Source organism: Undibacterium sp. CY21W (assembly GCF_014284265.1).
Classification (GTDB): domain Bacteria; phylum Pseudomonadota; class Gammaproteobacteria; order Burkholderiales; family Burkholderiaceae_D; genus Undibacterium; species Undibacterium aquatile.
In genome coordinates this window covers 113,210-129,325 of the sequence record NZ_JACOGE010000007.1, presented here as the reverse complement: position 1 = coordinate 129,325, position 16,116 = coordinate 113,210, and the positions used below count along the sequence as shown (strand labels likewise).

The following is a 16,116-nucleotide window of genomic DNA, read 5'->3' as shown; positions in this document are numbered from 1 at the left end:
CAAATTATCAGGAGCCAAAAATTACTCAGCCTCAGCTTCAGAATTAATACTCACAGCGCGCGCAGGAACAACGGTGGAGATAGCGTGTTTATATACCATTTGCGTGACGGTATTTCTCAGCAACACGACATACTGATCGAAAGATTCAATATGCCCCTGTAACTTAATACCATTCACCAGGTAGATAGATACTGGAATATGTTCTTTACGCAGCGCGTTCAGAAACGGGTCTTGTAACAGTTGCCCTTTGTTGCTCATGACAGCTCCATTGTGTTGTTGTGATCAGGAGTTTGGGATTATCTTGTATTTTTCAAGCAATCCATCCGAAATTACAGATATCTGTAATGTTTTTTAGTTCAATTCGCAGAAATACTGCGTCATACAAAACCGTGAAAACTAATTACTTCGTTTTATCAAACGGATTTTTACCGGAGCGCATTTCTATTCTCAAAGGAGTTCCCACCAATGAGAACGTTTCCCTGAAATGCTTCTCCAGATAACGTTTATATACATCACCGACGGCGTCCAGCGCATTACCGTGAATCACAATGATAGGCGGATTTTGCCCGCCCTGGTGAGCATAACGTAATTTTGGCCTGATCGAACCTTTACGCTTCGGTTGCTGATGCTCAACCGCCTCAATCAGAGCACGAGTCAATTTCGGCGTTGATAAATTCGCCATCGCAGCAGCGTAAGCAGAATCTATCGACTTCATTAATGGGCCGATGCCTGTCGATTTCAGGGCTGAAATGAAATGGAATTTTGCAAAGGTGAGGAAATTCAACTTCCGCTCAATGTCCATTTTAATTTCATCTCGCCGATCGCTTTGCAAGCCATCCCATTTATTCACACCGACAACCAAGGCTCGGCCTGACTCGAGAATGAACCCAGCAATATGCGCGTCTTGCTCAGAAATATCCTGCTGCGCATCCAGCAATAAAAGAACCACGTTCGCTTCAGAAACAGATTGCAGGGTTTTGACCACTGAAAATTTCTCAATAGCCTCAAAAACTTTACCGCGCCGGCGAATACCAGCAGTATCGATTAAGGAATAATGCTTACCATCCCTCTCAAACGGAATCTCAATTGAATCCCGCGTTGTCCCTGGCATATCAAAGGCAATCACACGATCTTCGCCAAGCAAGGTGTTCACCAAGGTTGACTTACCGACATTCGGGCGCCCAACAATAGCAATCCGGATACCTTTAACCGCATCCTCAGCTAGCTCCGATTCTGGCGGTCGCTGTGCAAATGCAATATCGAGCGATTCTTCTACAAGATCAACGACACCATCCCCATGGGCGGCTGAGATCACATACGGATCACCAAGTCCAAGCTCGTAAAAATCTGCTGTTACTGAAGAATACTTCATACCTTCGGCTTTATTGACAACCAACATCACCGAGCGACCAGACTTACGTAAAAAATCTGTGATCGTTTTGTCGTGCGGCGTCAAACCCTGACGTCCATCAACGATAAAAATAATGACATCAGCTTCAGCAACTGCCTGCTTGGTCTGCTTTGCCATCTCATGCAAGATACCTTCTTTCGCTACTGGCTCAAAGCCACCAGTATCAATTACCAGAAAAGGTCGCTCACCAATACGTCCCTCGCCATAATGACGATCACGAGTAAGCCCTGGCAAATCAGCCACCAAGGCATCACGTGAACGGGTAAGCCGATTGAACAGCGTGGATTTGCCGACATTTGGTCGACCTATAAGTGCAATAACCGGCTTCATTTAATATTACTCAGTTGCGATAGCAACCACTAATCCTGATTTTGTTTGAACAATCAAATTTGAGCCAACCACAACAGGCGCAGCTAAAATCTGACTACCATCAGTAGGCAACCTACCGATGAAAGAACCATCTTCTCTGGAGAGAAAATGCACGTAACCTGCCAGATCACCCACGACAACAGAGCGACCGAAAGAAACAGGTGCTGACAAGCGCCGATTGGCAAGCTTATCATTTTTCCAAGCACTAGAGCCTGACTCACGATTATAAGCAGTCACAGCACCGCCAACATCTGCAGCAAAGACAAAGCGCTCATCGACACCGACACCAACCTCACTGGATAATTTCCTTACCCAACGAACAGCGCCTGTATTCAGATCGAAGCAACCGACCCGACCCTGATAAGCACTGGCGCAAACATCACGCCCGATGATCGCAGGAAATCCTGAAACATCCGCAACACGCTCAAGTTCAGTCGCACCTTTTGGCTCACCAACCACGGCCTCCCAGCGCAAGCCGCCATTGGCAAGAGATAAAGCTGCCATACGCCCACCTGGCAAAGCGATGATCACCTGATCACCTGCAACGACCAAACCTGGGAACGCACGTAACGTTAAAGCGGGCAAAGTACGCTCAACCACCCATTTACGGGCGCCGGTTTCAACGTCATATGCGCTAATTTTATTATCAATACTACGAACAACAACTAAGCTATCAGATAACGCCGGGGCAGATAAAATTTCTGTGGAATCCTGATTTTTCCAACGCAGCTTGCCTTCATTATCGAAAGCAAACAAACCACCCTTATCACCTGCAACGACGACCGTTCTGGCATTTGCTCCGACACCGCCCGTCAAACGCACGCCAGCATTAATACGCCAGTCTGCACGACCACTGGCCGCATCAATCTTCAGCAAGGTTCCATCAGCGGCAGCAACATAGAGCTGCTGTCCAACAATTGCCGGCGAGAACACGTAGTTCTGAGCCGAACCGACCTGAACAGACCATAACTGTTTAACAGAAAGAGTCGGTTTTATCTCTAACAATGCTGCCGGTACATTTTTTTCAGATTTTGAGGAGAATGGATTCCACGAAGAACATCCTGCCAAAACACACAATGCAGCCGCCGAAATTATTTTGGCAGAAAAATGCATAAACACTCCTGTTATTTGCTTACAGACTCAACAGATCCACCAATCGCATCCAATTTAATTTGAATTAATTGTTTTACTGAATTTTTTTCTGTCGCCTTGTCCAATGCAACCTGGTAGGACTTTCTAGCGTCATCCAATTTAGCCTGCGCAACGAAAATATCGCCTTTTCTGTCAGCAACATCTGCTTGCAGCTCAGCTGGAAATTCACCTGACAACTGTTTCAACGCTTCATCAAATAATTTTTCATCCAACAAAATACCAGCCAGACGTATCTTTGCTAAAGCCTTGTACTCGTCGCCTTTACCAGAGTCAATTACCCACTGGAGCTGACTTTTAGCAGACTTCAAATCATTTGCATCAAACGATGTTTTAGCTGAAACCAATGCGGCCATCGAAGCGTATGACGTCGCAGGAAACTTCTCTTTTAAGTCACCCACAGCGCGCTGAATCTTTGCCGCATCTTTTGCTGTTACAGACTTCTGCAACTCTTCATATAACTGAGAGGCTTGCCCTGCCTGATTCGTTTGATAGTTATTCCATTGCACCCATCCTGCATAGGCAGCAAGCGCAATGATCAAAACCCAGGTAATCAAATTACCATATTGCTTCCATGTTGCTTTCAGTGTTGCGAGTTGCTCTTGTTCTTCGAGATCGTATGCCATGTTTTTATAAGATTAATGGTTAATATGAATATGATTCGGGTCATCGCAGCAAGAGCTGTCATCACCAGTGCCTGCAATCTGATCAACCAGATAATCTACCGCAGCATCAAACGGAACACTGATTTGATTATTTTCAGCAATATCGGATCGCATGGATTTTATACTGACATTGTTATTGGCAACCTCGTCCTCACCAATAATCACCGCGTATGCGCAACCACTGGCATCTGCCTTCTTCATTTGCGATTTAAAACTACCAATCCCGGTCGCGGTTGCGCAATGTAGCACAACATCAAGCCCGGCATCGCGTAATCGCTCACCAAGAACCAAAGACTGCATTTGTCCCTCGTCAGTCTGGTGAACCAGATAAACATCACACAAGGAAGGCTGATGAACATCACCAGCAACCTTCATCAATTCAATCAGCCGCTCAATCCCCATTGCAAAACCACACGCAGGAGTTGGTTTTCCAGCAAAAGTTGAGAATAAAGTATCATAGCGCCCACCAGCACACACTGTTCCCTGTGACCCCAACTCGTCTGTCACCCACTCAAAAACAGTGCGATTGTAATAATCCATACCTCTCACAAGACGCGGATTAATCGTGAACGGAATACTATTGTGACGCAGTATTTTTTGTACTCCATCAAAGTGAGCCAGCGACTCAGCACCGAGATAATCCAACAGTTTTGGCGCAGCATTGACCATTTCTTGCATCGCTGGATTTTTTGTATCAAGTATCCGCAGTGGATTGCTATGCAAGCGACGCTTCGCTTCTGCATCGAGAATATCAGAGTGACTCTCAAAATAACTGATTAACGCTGCACGGTGCAAATTTCGCTCGCTTGCATCACCGATCGAATTTAACTCAAGACACACATTCTGCAAACCGAGATCATCCCAGAGCCGCTGACACAGCATAATCAATTCAGCATCAATATCTGGCCCACTAAAACCCAAGGCCTCAGCACCTACCTGATGAAACTGACGATAGCGTCCACGTTGAGGCTTTTCATGTCGGAACATAGGACCCGCATACCAAAGGCGCTTAGGACCATCATAAACAAGATTGTGCTCAATTGCTGCGCGCACCACACCCGCAGTTCCTTCTGGGCGCAACGTCAGCTTATCGCCATTCATCGAGTCTTCAAATGAATACATTTCTTTTTCGACGATATCTGTCACCTCACCAAGTCCGCGGGCAAACAGCGGAGTAGGCTCAACTATCGGTGTACGAACCTGTTGAAATCCATAGCTCTTTAATACTGAGTGAACCGTATTTTCGAATAGTTCCCAGAGTGCGGAATCGTCAGGGAGCAAATCATTCATTCCCTTAACACCGACTATTTTTTCTATTTTTTTATTTTCTGACATAAGAAACTCAGTTCAATTATTCAACTACTGTTGGTGCATAACGCTTTGCGACATAGTTCAGCACAATTGCCTGAAATTCTTCAGCAATTCTATCTCCACGCAATGTCATCGCTTTTACACCATCAATAAACACTGGTGCAGCTGGCGACTCACCTGTACCCGGAAGGCTAATACCGATATTTGCGTGTTTTGACTCACCAGGACCATTCACGATACATCCCATGACAGCAACATTCATACTCTCAACGCCAGGGTACTGCTTCTTCCAGACAGGCATCTGCTCACGCAAGAAAGTCTGAATATCGTCTGCCAATTCCTGAAATACCGTGGAAGTCGTGCGACCACAACCAGGACAAGCAATCACCATCGGCGTAAATTTCCGCAACCCCATGGTCTGCAAAATTTCCTGACCTACAATCACCTCACGACAACGGTCGCCGCCAGGCTCGGGAGTCAACGATATACGTATGGTGTCGCCAATCCCCTCTTGCAACAATACCGAGAGCGCAGCGGTGGAAGCAACGATCCCTTTACTTCCCATTCCTGCCTCGGTCAAACCCAAGTGTAAAGGGTATTCGCAGCGTGTCGAAAGTTCACGGTACACCGCAATCAAATCCTGCACACCAGAAACCTTGCACGATAAGATAATTTTATCCCCAGCCAGTCCCAGTTCCTCTGCGCGCTGCGCATTTTCTATCGCAGACGTAATCAACGCTTCATACATGACAGATTGCGCAGTCCAAGGTACGGAACGGCGAGCATTCTCATCCATAATTCTTGCCAACAGGGTTTGATCCAGACTACCCCAGTTAACACCGATACGAACCGGTTTATCATAGCGGCAGGCCAACTCTATCATCTGAGCAAACTGAGATTCCCGCTTTGCCCCCTGACCTACATTACCAGGATTAATCCGATACTTCGACAAGGCTTGCGCGCAATCAGGAAAATCCTGTAGCAAGGTATGGCCGTTATAATGAAAATCACCGACCAGCGGAACATCAACCTCCATTTTGTCGAGTTGTTCGCGAATTGCCGGAACCGCCGCAGCCGCCTCAGGATTATTGACAGTGATACGTACCAATTCAGAACCTGCCCGCGCCAGATCCTTGATCTGAATTGCGGTCGCAATTACATCGGCAGTATCTGTATTTGTCATTGATTGCACAACAACCGGCGCATCACCGCCGATTACAACTTTGCGCTTTCCATAGACGATGCTTGCCGTACGACTGAGACGCCTCTGGCGAGAACCAGACAAAATTTCGGACAAAAGGGACTCCATACTTACTTAACAATCAAATTAACGACATTCGAGTCTTTGCCTGTTGTGATATCCATTGCATTACCACGAAGCGACGCATCAACACCCGCGGCGTTGCCCAATCTCAGTTGCAAGGTTTCTTTCACCTCAAACACTTCTTCAGTCCCCGCTTTTGCCAAATGTGAAGTGAGAACTGTGCCATTTTCTTTTTTAACCTGCACCCATGAATCCTGGCGAAACTTCAGCCGCAACTTATCATTACCTGCAGCAACAGGTTGAACCAAAGGCGTATTCTCAGCTGTATTAGATGTAGCTACTGCAACAGCGGGATGACTGGCAGATGTCACTTCGACTAAGGTTTTTGCCGGCTCACTGCGTTCAGCATCCGCACTTTTGGTAATCTCGGCAACCACAGAAGACGGCACTGAAACAGAATTGACTTTTTCAACAACGGGCGCAGATGCAGAAACTGCATCTACAGAACTTGCCGAAACAGACAGAGCATCAACCTGAACAGATGGTCTCGCGAAAAAGGCCTTCACATAAGAGGATTGTTCGACATATTGATACGACACAAATAACAATGCAGCCACCGCAAAAAAGGCGGCAGCTATCAAATATTTGCGATTATTATTTTCACTTCTTCCCAAAAATGGTGAGCGCGATTCCTGAAAAGGGGTTGCCAGCGTAGGTTGCAGACCAGCATCCAGCGCTTGCCCGGTTTGCTCATCAGGCAAACAAGCAATAAGCTCGGCAGGATCCAGTTTAAGCAGCTTAGCGTAGGAACGTACAAATCCCCGCACAATCACTAACTTCGGCAACTGTTCAAAAGCATTATTTTCTAACGCAATAATCTGACGAGGAGACAATTTAAGCTGTCCAGCTACCTGCTCAACGCTCAGACCGGCCAAAGTGCGGGCTGCAGATAACAGACCACCGGCAGTCTGAACAACACTTAACACAGGCTTAGACTCACCTCCAGAAGGCAGCACCTCTGACGCTGGACTCAATCCCACATCACTCATCAAAAGATCCCCGCTGCAAAAGGCCAAATTCACGCGAACCCGGATGACGTCGGCGCAATTGCGTCGCATAGCCAGTCATTGCAGCCTCATCTCCAAGTCGCTTTTCAATTTTAATTGCAAGCCACAAAACATCTGCAGTTAATACATCAAACTTAATTACTCTGTTGATGTAAAAACGAGCCTGACCATATTCACCACGGTCATACAGAATTTTGGCGAGATTTGCATTAATACCCGGATTTGAGGGATCTTGCTTAAACCCCTCGATGAAATATTTCTCAGCGCGAGGCGAGTCCTTCATCCTCAGACTACAAAGACCTGCATTGTTATAAGTTTTGCCTAAATTGGCATATGCAGGATTATTTATAACACGATCAAGATAAGCCAAGCCCTGCTTTTCGCGACCATTCTGACAAAGAAACCAGCCATAATTATTCTCCACATCGACATTACCAGGAGATAGCTTCAGTGCCTGCAAAAAATTATCTTCCGCCAGTTGCTTTTCACCCGTATCCATAAAAATAACGGCACGAACAGCGTAGGCATCAACCATATCCGGATAAATCAATAACGCCTGCCTGATCTCTTCCAGTGCAACTTTGTGCTGTCCTTGCTGATAATAACCAACAGCCAATTGCATCCTGATGGATGCACGCTTCTGCAGTTCAAGCTTTTCCGCTGAGACAGCGGACTCGTCGACACGCGCATCCAAATGCCTGGACGCACAAGCAGAAATAGACAAAACCAGAGAAAGGAGCAATACCTGTTTTGCACGAGAGCCAAATTCAAAAATTTTCACTGTGTGATCTCCACGATCTTGCCAAAATTTTCGCCAAATTTCTTTTGATATTCCGCCATTTTTTGCATGCGCTCCTGCACACGCGTCCTATCCTTTACATCACCCGCCAACTGACCACATGCTGCATCAATATCATCACCCCGCGTTTTACGTGTCGTTGTCACGATACCAGCATCCATCAACACCTGCGCAAATGCTTTAATCCGTGGATTGGCAGAACGCTTCAGCCCCGACTCCGGAAATGGATTAAACGGAATCAGATTAAACTTACAAGGCACATTTTTAACCAATTGAATCAGCTCCCGTGCATGCTGATCCGTATCATTGACGCCATCCAACATGCAATATTCAAAGGTGATGAAATCTCTCGGCGCAAATTCCAGATAACGCTTACACGCCGCCATCAACTCGCTTAACGGGTATTTTTTATTTAACGGTATCAGACTGTCACGCAGCACATCGTTCGACGCATGCAAAGAAACTGCCAGCGCAACCGGGCACTCCTGCGACAACTTATCCATCATAGGAACAACACCACTGGTCGACACCGTAACACGCCGACGGGACAAGCCATACGCATTATCATCCAGCATCAAACGCAACGCGGCGACCGTGGGTTCAAAGTTTAACAGCGGCTCCCCCATTCCCATCATCACCACATTCGTGATCTGACGCTCACCTTTTGGACCAGGAATTACACCTTTAGTTTTTCTTAACTCAAACTCTGCCATCCATAACTGACCGATGATTTCTCCAACGGTCAGATTACGATTAAATCCTTGCTTACCAGTGGAACAAAAGCGGCAATTCACCGCACATCCCGCTTGCGTCGAGATACACAATGTCCCACGATTCTCTTCAGGAATAAACACTGTTTCAACAGCATTCCCCTGTCCTACATCAACCAACCACTTACGGGTACCATCAGAAGAAGTGTGATCACTAATTACTGAGGGAGCAGCGATAACCGCTCTGGTTGCCAATTTTTCTCGCAAAGACTTCGCAAGATCAGTCATCTCGTCAAAAGTACTCGCGCCAAACTGATGAATCCAGCGTTGCAACTGCTTTGCACGGAACGGCTTCTCACCCAGCTCGCCGCAATATGCAGTGAGCTGCGCAGGATCTAAATCCAATAAATTAATGAGTACCGTCATGCGTTTTTCTTTCTTACACCCCGCACCACAACATTTTGTGGCGCAGGGAGATAATTTCTAATTACTAATCAATCTACTTCAAATTAACGTGAATACACGTTTAATGCTGGGAAGAAGTAAGCGATTTCAACTGCAGCTGTTTCAGCAGCATCAGAACCGTGCACTGCATTTGCATCGATAGACTCAGCGAAATCAGCACGAATAGTACCTTTCTCTGCCTTCTTAGGATCAGTTGCACCCATCAGATCACGGTTTTTCAAAATCGCGCCTTCGCCTTCCAAAACTTGCACGAATACAGGGCCGGAGATCATGAAGTCAACCAGATCTTTGAAGAATGGACGTGCTGCATGAACAGCGTAAAAGCCTTCTGCTTCAGCGCGGGACAATTGAGTCAGGCGAGCAGCAACAACTTTCAGACCTGCGTTTTCAAAACGGCTGACAATTTGACCAATTACGTTTTTCGCAACTGCGTCAGGTTTAATAATAGACAATGTACGTTCGATAGCCATCAAAAACTCCAATAAAAAGAAAGGGTTAAGACAAAAACTCAAGAATTCATCTAACCTTCGATTTTAGCATGAAACACTTGGCAGAACATGTCTTTAGAGTAAGCTAAAGCCAAATGCCTCACACCATCGCGATCGGGCTTAGTCAATCAGATCAAATACCGCCATCGATTCGACATGCGAAGTATGCGGAAACATGTTCACCACGCCAGCATAACTCAACTTGTACCCTGCATTTCCTACCAGCATACCTGCATCCCGGGCCAGCGTGGATGGGCTACACGAAACATAGACAAGTCGTTTCGGTTTTAATTCAGGTTTTTTCTCGGTCAAATCAATCAAGGCCTGACAAAGGGCCATGGCACCATCACGCGGCGGATCAATCAGGAAGCGATCAAACTTGCCCAAGGCAATCAAATCGTCCGCCGTCACCTCAAACAAATTCCGCGTACTGAACGAGGTTTTCTCCGCCAAGCCATTATGCACTGCATTTTCAAGAGCACGCTCAGTCAGTGCAGTACTACCTTCAATGCCAACCACTTCTCTTGCCATCGTTGCTATCGGCAGCGTGAAATTACCTAACCCACAAAAAAGATCTGCAATACGCTCATCTTTCTGCACATCCAGCAAACGCAAGGCGCGTGCCACCAATACGCGATTAATATGATGATTCACCTGCGTAAAATCAGTCGGCTTGAATGGCATCTTAATGCCGAATTCCGGCAACAAATAATGCAAATCACTTTCCGCCGGGTAGTAAGGCACAGCAGTATCAGGCCCTTTCGTCTGCAACCACCATTGAACACTATGCTCATCTGCAAACGCTTTTAACTTCACTTCATCGTCCGGGGTCAGCGGTTCCATGATGCGCAGCACCATTGCGGTCACACCCTCGCCTATCGCCAATTCAATTTGCGGCAAGGATTCAATAATAGACAACGAGGCAATCAGTGAGCGCAACGGCACCAGCATTGCAGAAACATGTGGTGGCAATATCTGACAGGTTTCCATATCCGCCACATAGCGGGATTTTTTTTCGTGAAAACCAACCAGCACCTTATTTTTTTTAATGACATGACGAACCGATAATCTGGCACGGTACCTATATCCCCAGGTGGGCCCATAAATCGGGCGCAGCATTGTCTCAGCTTTTACTTTTCCGATATGCCAGAGATTATCTTCCAGAATGCGTTGCTTCATCGCCACCTGCGCATCCGGCTCCAGATGCTGCATCGAGCATCCGCCGCAAGTACCAAAAAATTCGCACTTAGGCTGAATACGTTGAGAAGACGCGTGAACGACATCCGTCAGCGTCGCCACTTCCCAGCTTGGCTTCTTTTTATAGCTATTAAAAGTAACCGTCTCACCTGGTAACGCACCCTCGACAAAAATTACTTTACCTTGCGTACCATCTTCGTTTAGCAAATGCCCGACGCCACGCGCGTCCATATCAAAAGCACGTATTTCAATTTTATTCATGGGAATGTTGGCGCGAAAAACAGCTGCGCCATGTTAATGATCGATTTCAAAAGCGGAATTATAAAAGAAGTGAGAGACTCTACCCTAGCAATAAACAACTAAAGTGCAGAATATCCAGAACGAATACCCGTCACAGCAAAGAATCCCGCCCCAGTCCGCGCGATGCAAATGAGCGCTTCAACTTAATCAATGCTTCTTGCTGAATCTGACGAACACGTTCTCTTGTGATCCCCATTTCATCAGCCAGAGCTTCCAGAGTGGCCGGATCATCATTATCCAGCCCAAAACGCCGGATAACGACTATACGCTGCTTATCGGACAGCCGCGAAAGCCAATCTCTCACAAGGATAGTCATTTCATGATGCTCAGCCAGAGCATCAGGAGCCGCATCACTATCGCCTGGCAACAAATCCATCAAGCTAGATTGCGGGTCATTATCCAAAGGCATATCAAGAGAAGTTGCATGTTCAGACAATGCAAGGATATCCTGCACTTCATCCGCTGGCCGATCGACCAGTAATCCGATATCCTCAGCTTTTGCCTCGCGGCCATCACTCTGACGTGACTCGAGGTGATACTTTGCCCGGAGAATCTGATTCAGCTCACGAACCACATGAACTGGTAAGCGAATGGTTCGCGCCTGATTCATAATTGCCCGCTCTATACTTTGACGTATCCACCAGGTTGCGTAGGTAGAGAAACGAAAACCACGCTCAGGTTCGAATTTGTCAATTGCATGCATTAAACCGAGATTCCCCTCCTCTATCATATCGAGTAGAGCAACACCGCGATTAATGTAATGCTTGGCAATCGAGACGACCAGCCTGAGATTGTGCTCTATCATTTTCTGTCTGGCGTCGAAATCTCCTTGTTTTGCCAGCGTCGCAAAATGCAACTCCTCCGCAGAGTTAAATAAGGGGCGAGTACCAATTTGATTCAGGTAATACTGGGTAGTGTCAGTAGATAATTCACTCGCCAGTACAGTCTTGAGCTCATCAATAGGAGCAACAATTAAAGAAATGGGATCGACTTCGCGCCCATTGGACTCATCAACATCGTCACTTACTTCGACATCCAAAACAATACCTGTCTCGGCATTATCCAGATAATCTTCAGGAGTGATTTCAACGTCTTCGTGTGCGGCGACATTTAACTTGCGGTCGATCGTATTTTTTTGCATAGATTTCCATCTGAATAAAATATGTATACGAAACAGACAACTTTAAGAAATGACCAACCTCAACAAAAAAACATTACCAACAACACTCTTTAAAACAAATCACCAATAAAAACAGACAAAATAAATCTAGCGCGCAGGTAAATAACGTGATGGGTCAACCGGCTTTCCCTGCAAGCGTATTTCAAAGTGCAACTTAACGCCATCGCTGTCCGAGTTCCCCATCTCAGCTATTTTTTGCCCCTTAGTGATGGACTGCCCCTCTTTGACAAGAATTGTCTTGTTATGTGCATACGCTGACAACAGGCTGTTGTTATGCTTCACAATCACTAAATTTCCATAGCCACGGATACCGCTACCGGCATACATCACTTTACCAGCGCCAGCTGCGAAAATATCCTGCCCCATACGCCCAGCAATATCGAAGCCTTTATTCTTATCGTCAAACCCGGCTAACAGCTTGCCATCAACTGGCCACATCCAGTCAACCGCATCAACATCTGCAGCACTCTCTGCAGATCTTTCTTGCGGCTTTACTACTGCAACTTCAGTTTTGACGGGTGCGCCCCCACTACCTTCTGGCTTCTGAAGCTCTGCAAGATTGCTTTCCGAATATGGACGCTTATCTCCCTTAGGTGTCACCTTGGCCCCACTCGAACCTGAAGACAGCGGCTTCACCTCAATTGAGGACGAGGATGCGATTGCCACTGGCTGTGCTCCATTGATTTCAGGAGGTGCAACCCGCAACACCTGATCCACCTTGATGTCATTCGGATTTTTCAGATTATTCCAGACGACCAGATCACTGTAACTCTGCCCATGATCTAAAGCGATTCGGTACAAAGTATCACCGCGCTTGACCACATAATTCCCGCGCGCGGATTCAACTGGTTTAACCACCTGTTTAGGCGCTGGTGGAGGCACATAAACCTCGTTTGACGAGGACGTACCGCGCTCAACCACCGGCGCTTTATTCGGCGTCGAACTACACGCTGCAAGAAGCGAAGCGACGCATCCCAACGCCATTAAATTTTTCAGGCTTTTTATTTTGTTCATTCTCATTACAAATTTACAGGTGAATTACGATCTTGTGCCACAACCTCAAATGACTCCGGAGCGCAAAGGAACGAAGTGACAATTTTCTACCATAGTACTGTTCCAGTCATTTACTGAAACACGCTCGATTAGCTGTAAAACCTGATGCCGATCACCAACCGGCGCAATCAAGCGCCCACCAATTTTCAGTTGCGTCAGTAAGGCGTGAGGCACTTCCATGCCGGCAGCAGCCAATATGATACCGTCAAACGGGGCAACCTGAGGCATACCTAACATGCCATCGCCATAATGCAAACGGATATTCGCAATGCGCATTGGCCGCAGATTATTTTTCGCCAATTCGTGCAAGGCCTTGATACGCTCAACAGAATAAACATCTTTCGCTATTAGCGACAATACTGCGGCCTGATAACCACAACCCGTTCCTATTTCCAGCACTTTATCAAGAGCTGCTCCGTTCCGCAAAATCTCCAACATCCGGCCGACAATGTATGGCTGCGAAATGGTCTGATGATGACCAATAGGAAGCGAAGCATCAACATACGCCTGACTGGCGAGACCGGATTCCAGAAACATGTGCCGGGGAATCGCTTGTAATGCTGCTAAAACCAGAGTATCACTGACTCCCTGCTGCGCTACCCTTGCAACCATTGCACGTCGGACGCCATCAGAAACCAAAGGACTGGCGAATGGCACAGCTTGTTCAGGTGCTTTTTTTCCACCGTTTTCCGCAGCGCTTATGCGGGTAGCCAGATTAGCACCCTGCCTTGCATTTTGCGTTGCCGTCTGCGTCGATGCACTGTGACCTGTACGATCGCCACGCCCTGCCTCGCGTTGATCAACAACCGACGATAAGGAGAGAGGGAAACGCTTTTCTTTCGTTGTCATTGAATGTTCATGGCCAGCATGTCCAATTGTCGTGTATTGGTCAAATCAACTTGCAATGGTGTGACGGACACGTAATTTTTCGATGTCACGTCAAAATCAGTCCCTTCACCGCCGTCAAGAACACCTCCCGGTGGTCCTATCCAGTAAATATCACGTCCGTGCGGATCTCTCATCGGAATAACGGGCTCAGAACTGTGTCGCTTCCCGAGGCGCGCCCGGCGTATTCCTTTTATTTCAGTCCGGGGTAGATTAGGAATATTGACGTTCAGCAAATAAGGTGAAGACAACTCAGGAAACCCGCGCAGAACCAATTCAGCCGCCACTGCCGCCGCCGCATCCAGATGCTGCCACCCCTTATGCACCTGAGAAAACGCGATTGCGGGAATTCCAAATAAGTATCCCTCAGTAGCCGCGGCCACTGTACCGGAATACAAAGTATCGTCGCCCATGTTTTGTCCCTGATTGACGCCTGAAACAATCAAATCAGGTCGTTCAGTCATAATCGCCGTTAATGCGATATGCACGCAGTCGGAGGGAGTGCCGTTCACAAAATAAAAGCCGTTTGCTGCCCGTTGTACCGACAACGGTCTGTCCAGCGTTAAGGCATTCGAAGTACCTGAGCGGTTGCTGTCTGGCGCAACAACCGTAATCTCGGCAAAAGGCATCAGCGCTTCCGCCAGAGCAACGATGCCAGAGGCAAGATAACCATCATCATTACTAATTAAGATTTTCATAAGCCACATTCTACCTGATGCGGAAAAACAAATTCCTCCTGTCATCAATTTTTACGGCATAATCAAAAAAATTAAACGGTCGTACTATTTTTAAAACTGGAGACTTCATATGAAAGCCGTTGTATGTAAAACCTGGGGCACCCCGGACACCTTGGAAGTAATCGAACTCCCGGACCTGACACCCGGAGCCGGAGAGGTGGCGATTGCCGTCAAGGCCGCTGGTGTTAACTTCCCTGACTTCCTCATCATACAAAACAAATATCAGTTCAAACCTGAACTACCGTTTACGCCGGGCAGCGAGTTGTCCGGAATTGTTTACGCTGTCGGTGAGGGTGTAAAACATATCAAAACTGGTGACAAGGTAATTGCCTTTATCGGTCAAGGGGCGTTTGCCCAACAAGTTTTAGCGCCCGCCAACGCCGTTATTCCTATGCCGGAAGGAATGGATTTTGATACGGCTGCTGCAATCACGCTGACCTATGGCACATCACATCATGCGGTTGTTGACAGAGCACAACTGAAAGCAGGCGAAACCATGTTGGTACTGGGTGCTGCAGGTGGAGTCGGACTGGCTGCGATTGAGATCGGAAAAGCGGTCGGTGCCAAAGTCATTGCGGCAGCGTCAACAGATGAAAAGCTCGAAATCTGCCGCCAGCATGGCGCCGATATGACGATTAATTACAGCAACACTGATTTACGTGAAGCGATTAAAAGCGCGACCGGAGGCAAAGGGCCTGACGTGATATATGACCCGGTTGGCGGCATCTACGCTGAACCTGCATTCCGCTCTATCGCTTGGCGTGGACGTTATCTGGTCGTCGGTTTTGCAAATGGTGAGATTCCGAAATTACCACTGAATCTCGCACTGTTAAAAGGTGCATCTCTGGTCGGTGTGTTTTGGGGTGAATTTGCCAAGCGCGAACCCAAAGCCAATATGGCTGCAATGAGCGAAATGATAGGCTGGCTGAGGGAGGGGAAAATCAAGCCCCATATTTCTGCCCGATATGCATTGAACGAAACGGCCAACGCATTGAACGATATCGCAGCCCGCAAAGTGACCGGTAAAGTAGTGATACAACCTGAAAGATAATGCATCACGCGTTAT

Annotated in this window: 16 protein-coding genes; 1 reads left to right on the top strand and 15 read right to left on the bottom strand. The window is 47.1% G+C overall.

The window, feature by feature from the left end:
* Positions 1-21: 21 nt before the first annotated feature.
* The 15 genes from hfq to surE all read right to left on the bottom strand — a co-directional run bounded on the left by hfq (position 22) and on the right by surE (position 15,011).
* Entirely contained in the window at positions 22-258 is a 237-nt protein-coding gene (gene hfq, locus H8K29_RS15895) for an RNA chaperone Hfq (protein ID WP_186883535.1), read from the bottom strand.
* Positions 259-400: 142 nt separating this feature from the next.
* Positions 401-1,741, bottom strand: coding sequence for a ribosome biogenesis GTPase Der (gene der / locus H8K29_RS15890; RefSeq protein WP_186898374.1), 1,341 nt, complete (start codon positions 1,739-1,741; stop codon positions 401-403).
* 6 nt (positions 1,742-1,747) lie between these two features.
* A complete protein-coding gene (bamB, locus tag H8K29_RS15885) occupies positions 1,748-2,893 on the bottom strand; it encodes an outer membrane protein assembly factor BamB (protein ID WP_186898373.1) in 1,146 nt (381 codons plus the stop codon).
* Positions 2,894-2,904: 11 nt separating this feature from the next.
* Positions 2,905-3,555 carry a tetratricopeptide repeat protein gene (locus H8K29_RS15880; RefSeq protein ID WP_186898372.1) on the bottom strand — a complete coding sequence of 217 codons (651 nt, stop codon included), beginning with the start codon at positions 3,553-3,555 and terminating at the stop codon, positions 2,905-2,907.
* Between the two features lie 12 nt (positions 3,556-3,567).
* Positions 3,568-4,929, bottom strand: a complete 1,362-nt coding sequence (gene hisS / locus H8K29_RS15875; protein WP_186898371.1) for a histidine--tRNA ligase — start codon at positions 4,927-4,929, stop codon at positions 3,568-3,570.
* Between the two features lie 16 nt (positions 4,930-4,945).
* Positions 4,946-6,214 (bottom strand): flavodoxin-dependent (E)-4-hydroxy-3-methylbut-2-enyl-diphosphate synthase, encoded by a 1,269-nt coding sequence (gene ispG, locus H8K29_RS15870; RefSeq protein ID WP_186898370.1) that lies wholly within the window; start codon positions 6,212-6,214, stop codon positions 4,946-4,948.
* A 2-nt stretch (positions 6,215-6,216) separates the two neighbouring features.
* Positions 6,217-7,218 carry a helix-turn-helix domain-containing protein gene (locus H8K29_RS15865; protein ID WP_186898369.1) on the bottom strand — a complete coding sequence of 334 codons (1,002 nt, stop codon included), beginning with the start codon at positions 7,216-7,218 and terminating at the stop codon, positions 6,217-6,219.
* Positions 7,211-8,017 carry a type IV pilus biogenesis/stability protein PilW gene (gene pilW / locus H8K29_RS15860; RefSeq protein ID WP_317889257.1) on the bottom strand — a complete coding sequence of 269 codons (807 nt, stop codon included), beginning with the start codon at positions 8,015-8,017 and terminating at the stop codon, positions 7,211-7,213. Before pilW ends, H8K29_RS15865 begins: the two co-directional genes overlap by 8 nt.
* Positions 8,014-9,171 (bottom strand): 23S rRNA (adenine(2503)-C(2))-methyltransferase RlmN, encoded by a 1,158-nt coding sequence (gene rlmN, locus H8K29_RS15855; RefSeq protein ID WP_186883542.1) that lies wholly within the window; start codon positions 9,169-9,171, stop codon positions 8,014-8,016. Before rlmN ends, pilW begins: the two co-directional genes overlap by 4 nt.
* Positions 9,172-9,254: 83 nt before the next feature.
* Positions 9,255-9,680: a nucleoside-diphosphate kinase gene (ndk, locus tag H8K29_RS15850; protein ID WP_176803749.1), complete on the bottom strand. Its 426-nt coding sequence runs from the start codon at positions 9,678-9,680 to the stop codon at positions 9,255-9,257.
* A gap of 138 nt (positions 9,681-9,818) precedes the next feature.
* Positions 9,819-11,156, bottom strand: coding sequence for a 23S rRNA (uracil(1939)-C(5))-methyltransferase RlmD (gene rlmD, locus H8K29_RS15845; RefSeq protein ID WP_186898368.1), 1,338 nt, complete (start codon positions 11,154-11,156; stop codon positions 9,819-9,821).
* Positions 11,157-11,286: 130 nt separating this feature from the next.
* Complete coding sequence (gene rpoS, locus H8K29_RS15840; protein WP_186898367.1) at positions 11,287-12,336, bottom strand: RNA polymerase sigma factor RpoS; 1,050 nt, start codon at positions 12,334-12,336, stop codon at positions 11,287-11,289.
* Positions 12,337-12,462: 126 nt separating this feature from the next.
* Entirely contained in the window at positions 12,463-13,389 is a 927-nt protein-coding gene (locus tag H8K29_RS15835) for a peptidoglycan DD-metalloendopeptidase family protein (protein WP_186898366.1), read from the bottom strand.
* 45 nt (positions 13,390-13,434) lie between these two features.
* Complete coding sequence (locus H8K29_RS15830) at positions 13,435-14,277, bottom strand: protein-L-isoaspartate(D-aspartate) O-methyltransferase (protein WP_186898365.1); 843 nt, start codon at positions 14,275-14,277, stop codon at positions 13,435-13,437.
* Positions 14,274-15,011 (bottom strand): 5'/3'-nucleotidase SurE, encoded by a 738-nt coding sequence (surE, locus tag H8K29_RS15825; RefSeq protein ID WP_186898364.1) that lies wholly within the window; start codon positions 15,009-15,011, stop codon positions 14,274-14,276. Before surE ends, H8K29_RS15830 begins: the two co-directional genes overlap by 4 nt.
* A gap of 109 nt (positions 15,012-15,120) precedes the next feature.
* Here surE and H8K29_RS15820 point away from each other — a divergent pair, with 109 nt between their 5' ends.
* Positions 15,121-16,101, top strand: coding sequence for an NADPH:quinone oxidoreductase family protein (locus H8K29_RS15820; RefSeq protein ID WP_186898363.1), 981 nt, complete (start codon positions 15,121-15,123; stop codon positions 16,099-16,101).
* Positions 16,102-16,116: the final 15 nt, after the last annotated feature.

What these genes read in the sequence shown, in the direction of transcription:
- ndk (WP_176803749.1), bottom strand. Translation starts at nt 9,680, where the DNA reads ATGGCTATCGAACGTACATTGTCTATTATTAAACCTGACGCAGTTGCG.
- bamB (WP_186898373.1), bottom strand. Translation starts at nt 2,893, where the DNA reads ATGCATTTTTCTGCCAAAATAATTTCGGCGGCTGCATTGTGTGTTTTG.
- rpoS (WP_186898367.1), bottom strand. Translation starts at nt 12,336, where the DNA reads ATGCAAAAAAATACGATCGACCGCAAGTTAAATGTCGCCGCACACGAA.
- der (WP_186898374.1), bottom strand. Translation starts at nt 1,741, where the DNA reads ATGAAGCCGGTTATTGCACTTATAGGTCGACCAAATGTCGGCAAATCC.
- hfq (WP_186883535.1), bottom strand. Translation starts at nt 258, where the DNA reads ATGAGCAACAAAGGGCAACTGTTACAAGACCCGTTTCTGAACGCGCTG.
- H8K29_RS15820 (WP_186898363.1), top strand. Translation starts at nt 15,121, where the DNA reads ATGAAAGCCGTTGTATGTAAAACCTGGGGCACCCCGGACACCTTGGAA.
- ispG (WP_186898370.1), bottom strand. Translation starts at nt 6,214, where the DNA reads ATGGAGTCCCTTTTGTCCGAAATTTTGTCTGGTTCTCGCCAGAGGCGT.
- surE (WP_186898364.1), bottom strand. Translation starts at nt 15,011, where the DNA reads ATGAAAATCTTAATTAGTAATGATGATGGTTATCTTGCCTCTGGCATC.
- H8K29_RS15835 (WP_186898366.1), bottom strand. Translation starts at nt 13,389, where the DNA reads ATGAACAAAATAAAAAGCCTGAAAAATTTAATGGCGTTGGGATGCGTC.
- H8K29_RS15865 (WP_186898369.1), bottom strand. Translation starts at nt 7,218, where the DNA reads ATGAGTGATGTGGGATTGAGTCCAGCGTCAGAGGTGCTGCCTTCTGGA.
- hisS (WP_186898371.1), bottom strand. Translation starts at nt 4,929, where the DNA reads ATGTCAGAAAATAAAAAAATAGAAAAAATAGTCGGTGTTAAGGGAATG.
- rlmN (WP_186883542.1), bottom strand. Translation starts at nt 9,171, where the DNA reads ATGACGGTACTCATTAATTTATTGGATTTAGATCCTGCGCAGCTCACT.
- H8K29_RS15830 (WP_186898365.1), bottom strand. Translation starts at nt 14,277, where the DNA reads ATGACAACGAAAGAAAAGCGTTTCCCTCTCTCCTTATCGTCGGTTGTT.
- rlmD (WP_186898368.1), bottom strand. Translation starts at nt 11,156, where the DNA reads ATGAATAAAATTGAAATACGTGCTTTTGATATGGACGCGCGTGGCGTC.
- H8K29_RS15880 (WP_186898372.1), bottom strand. Translation starts at nt 3,555, where the DNA reads ATGGCATACGATCTCGAAGAACAAGAGCAACTCGCAACACTGAAAGCA.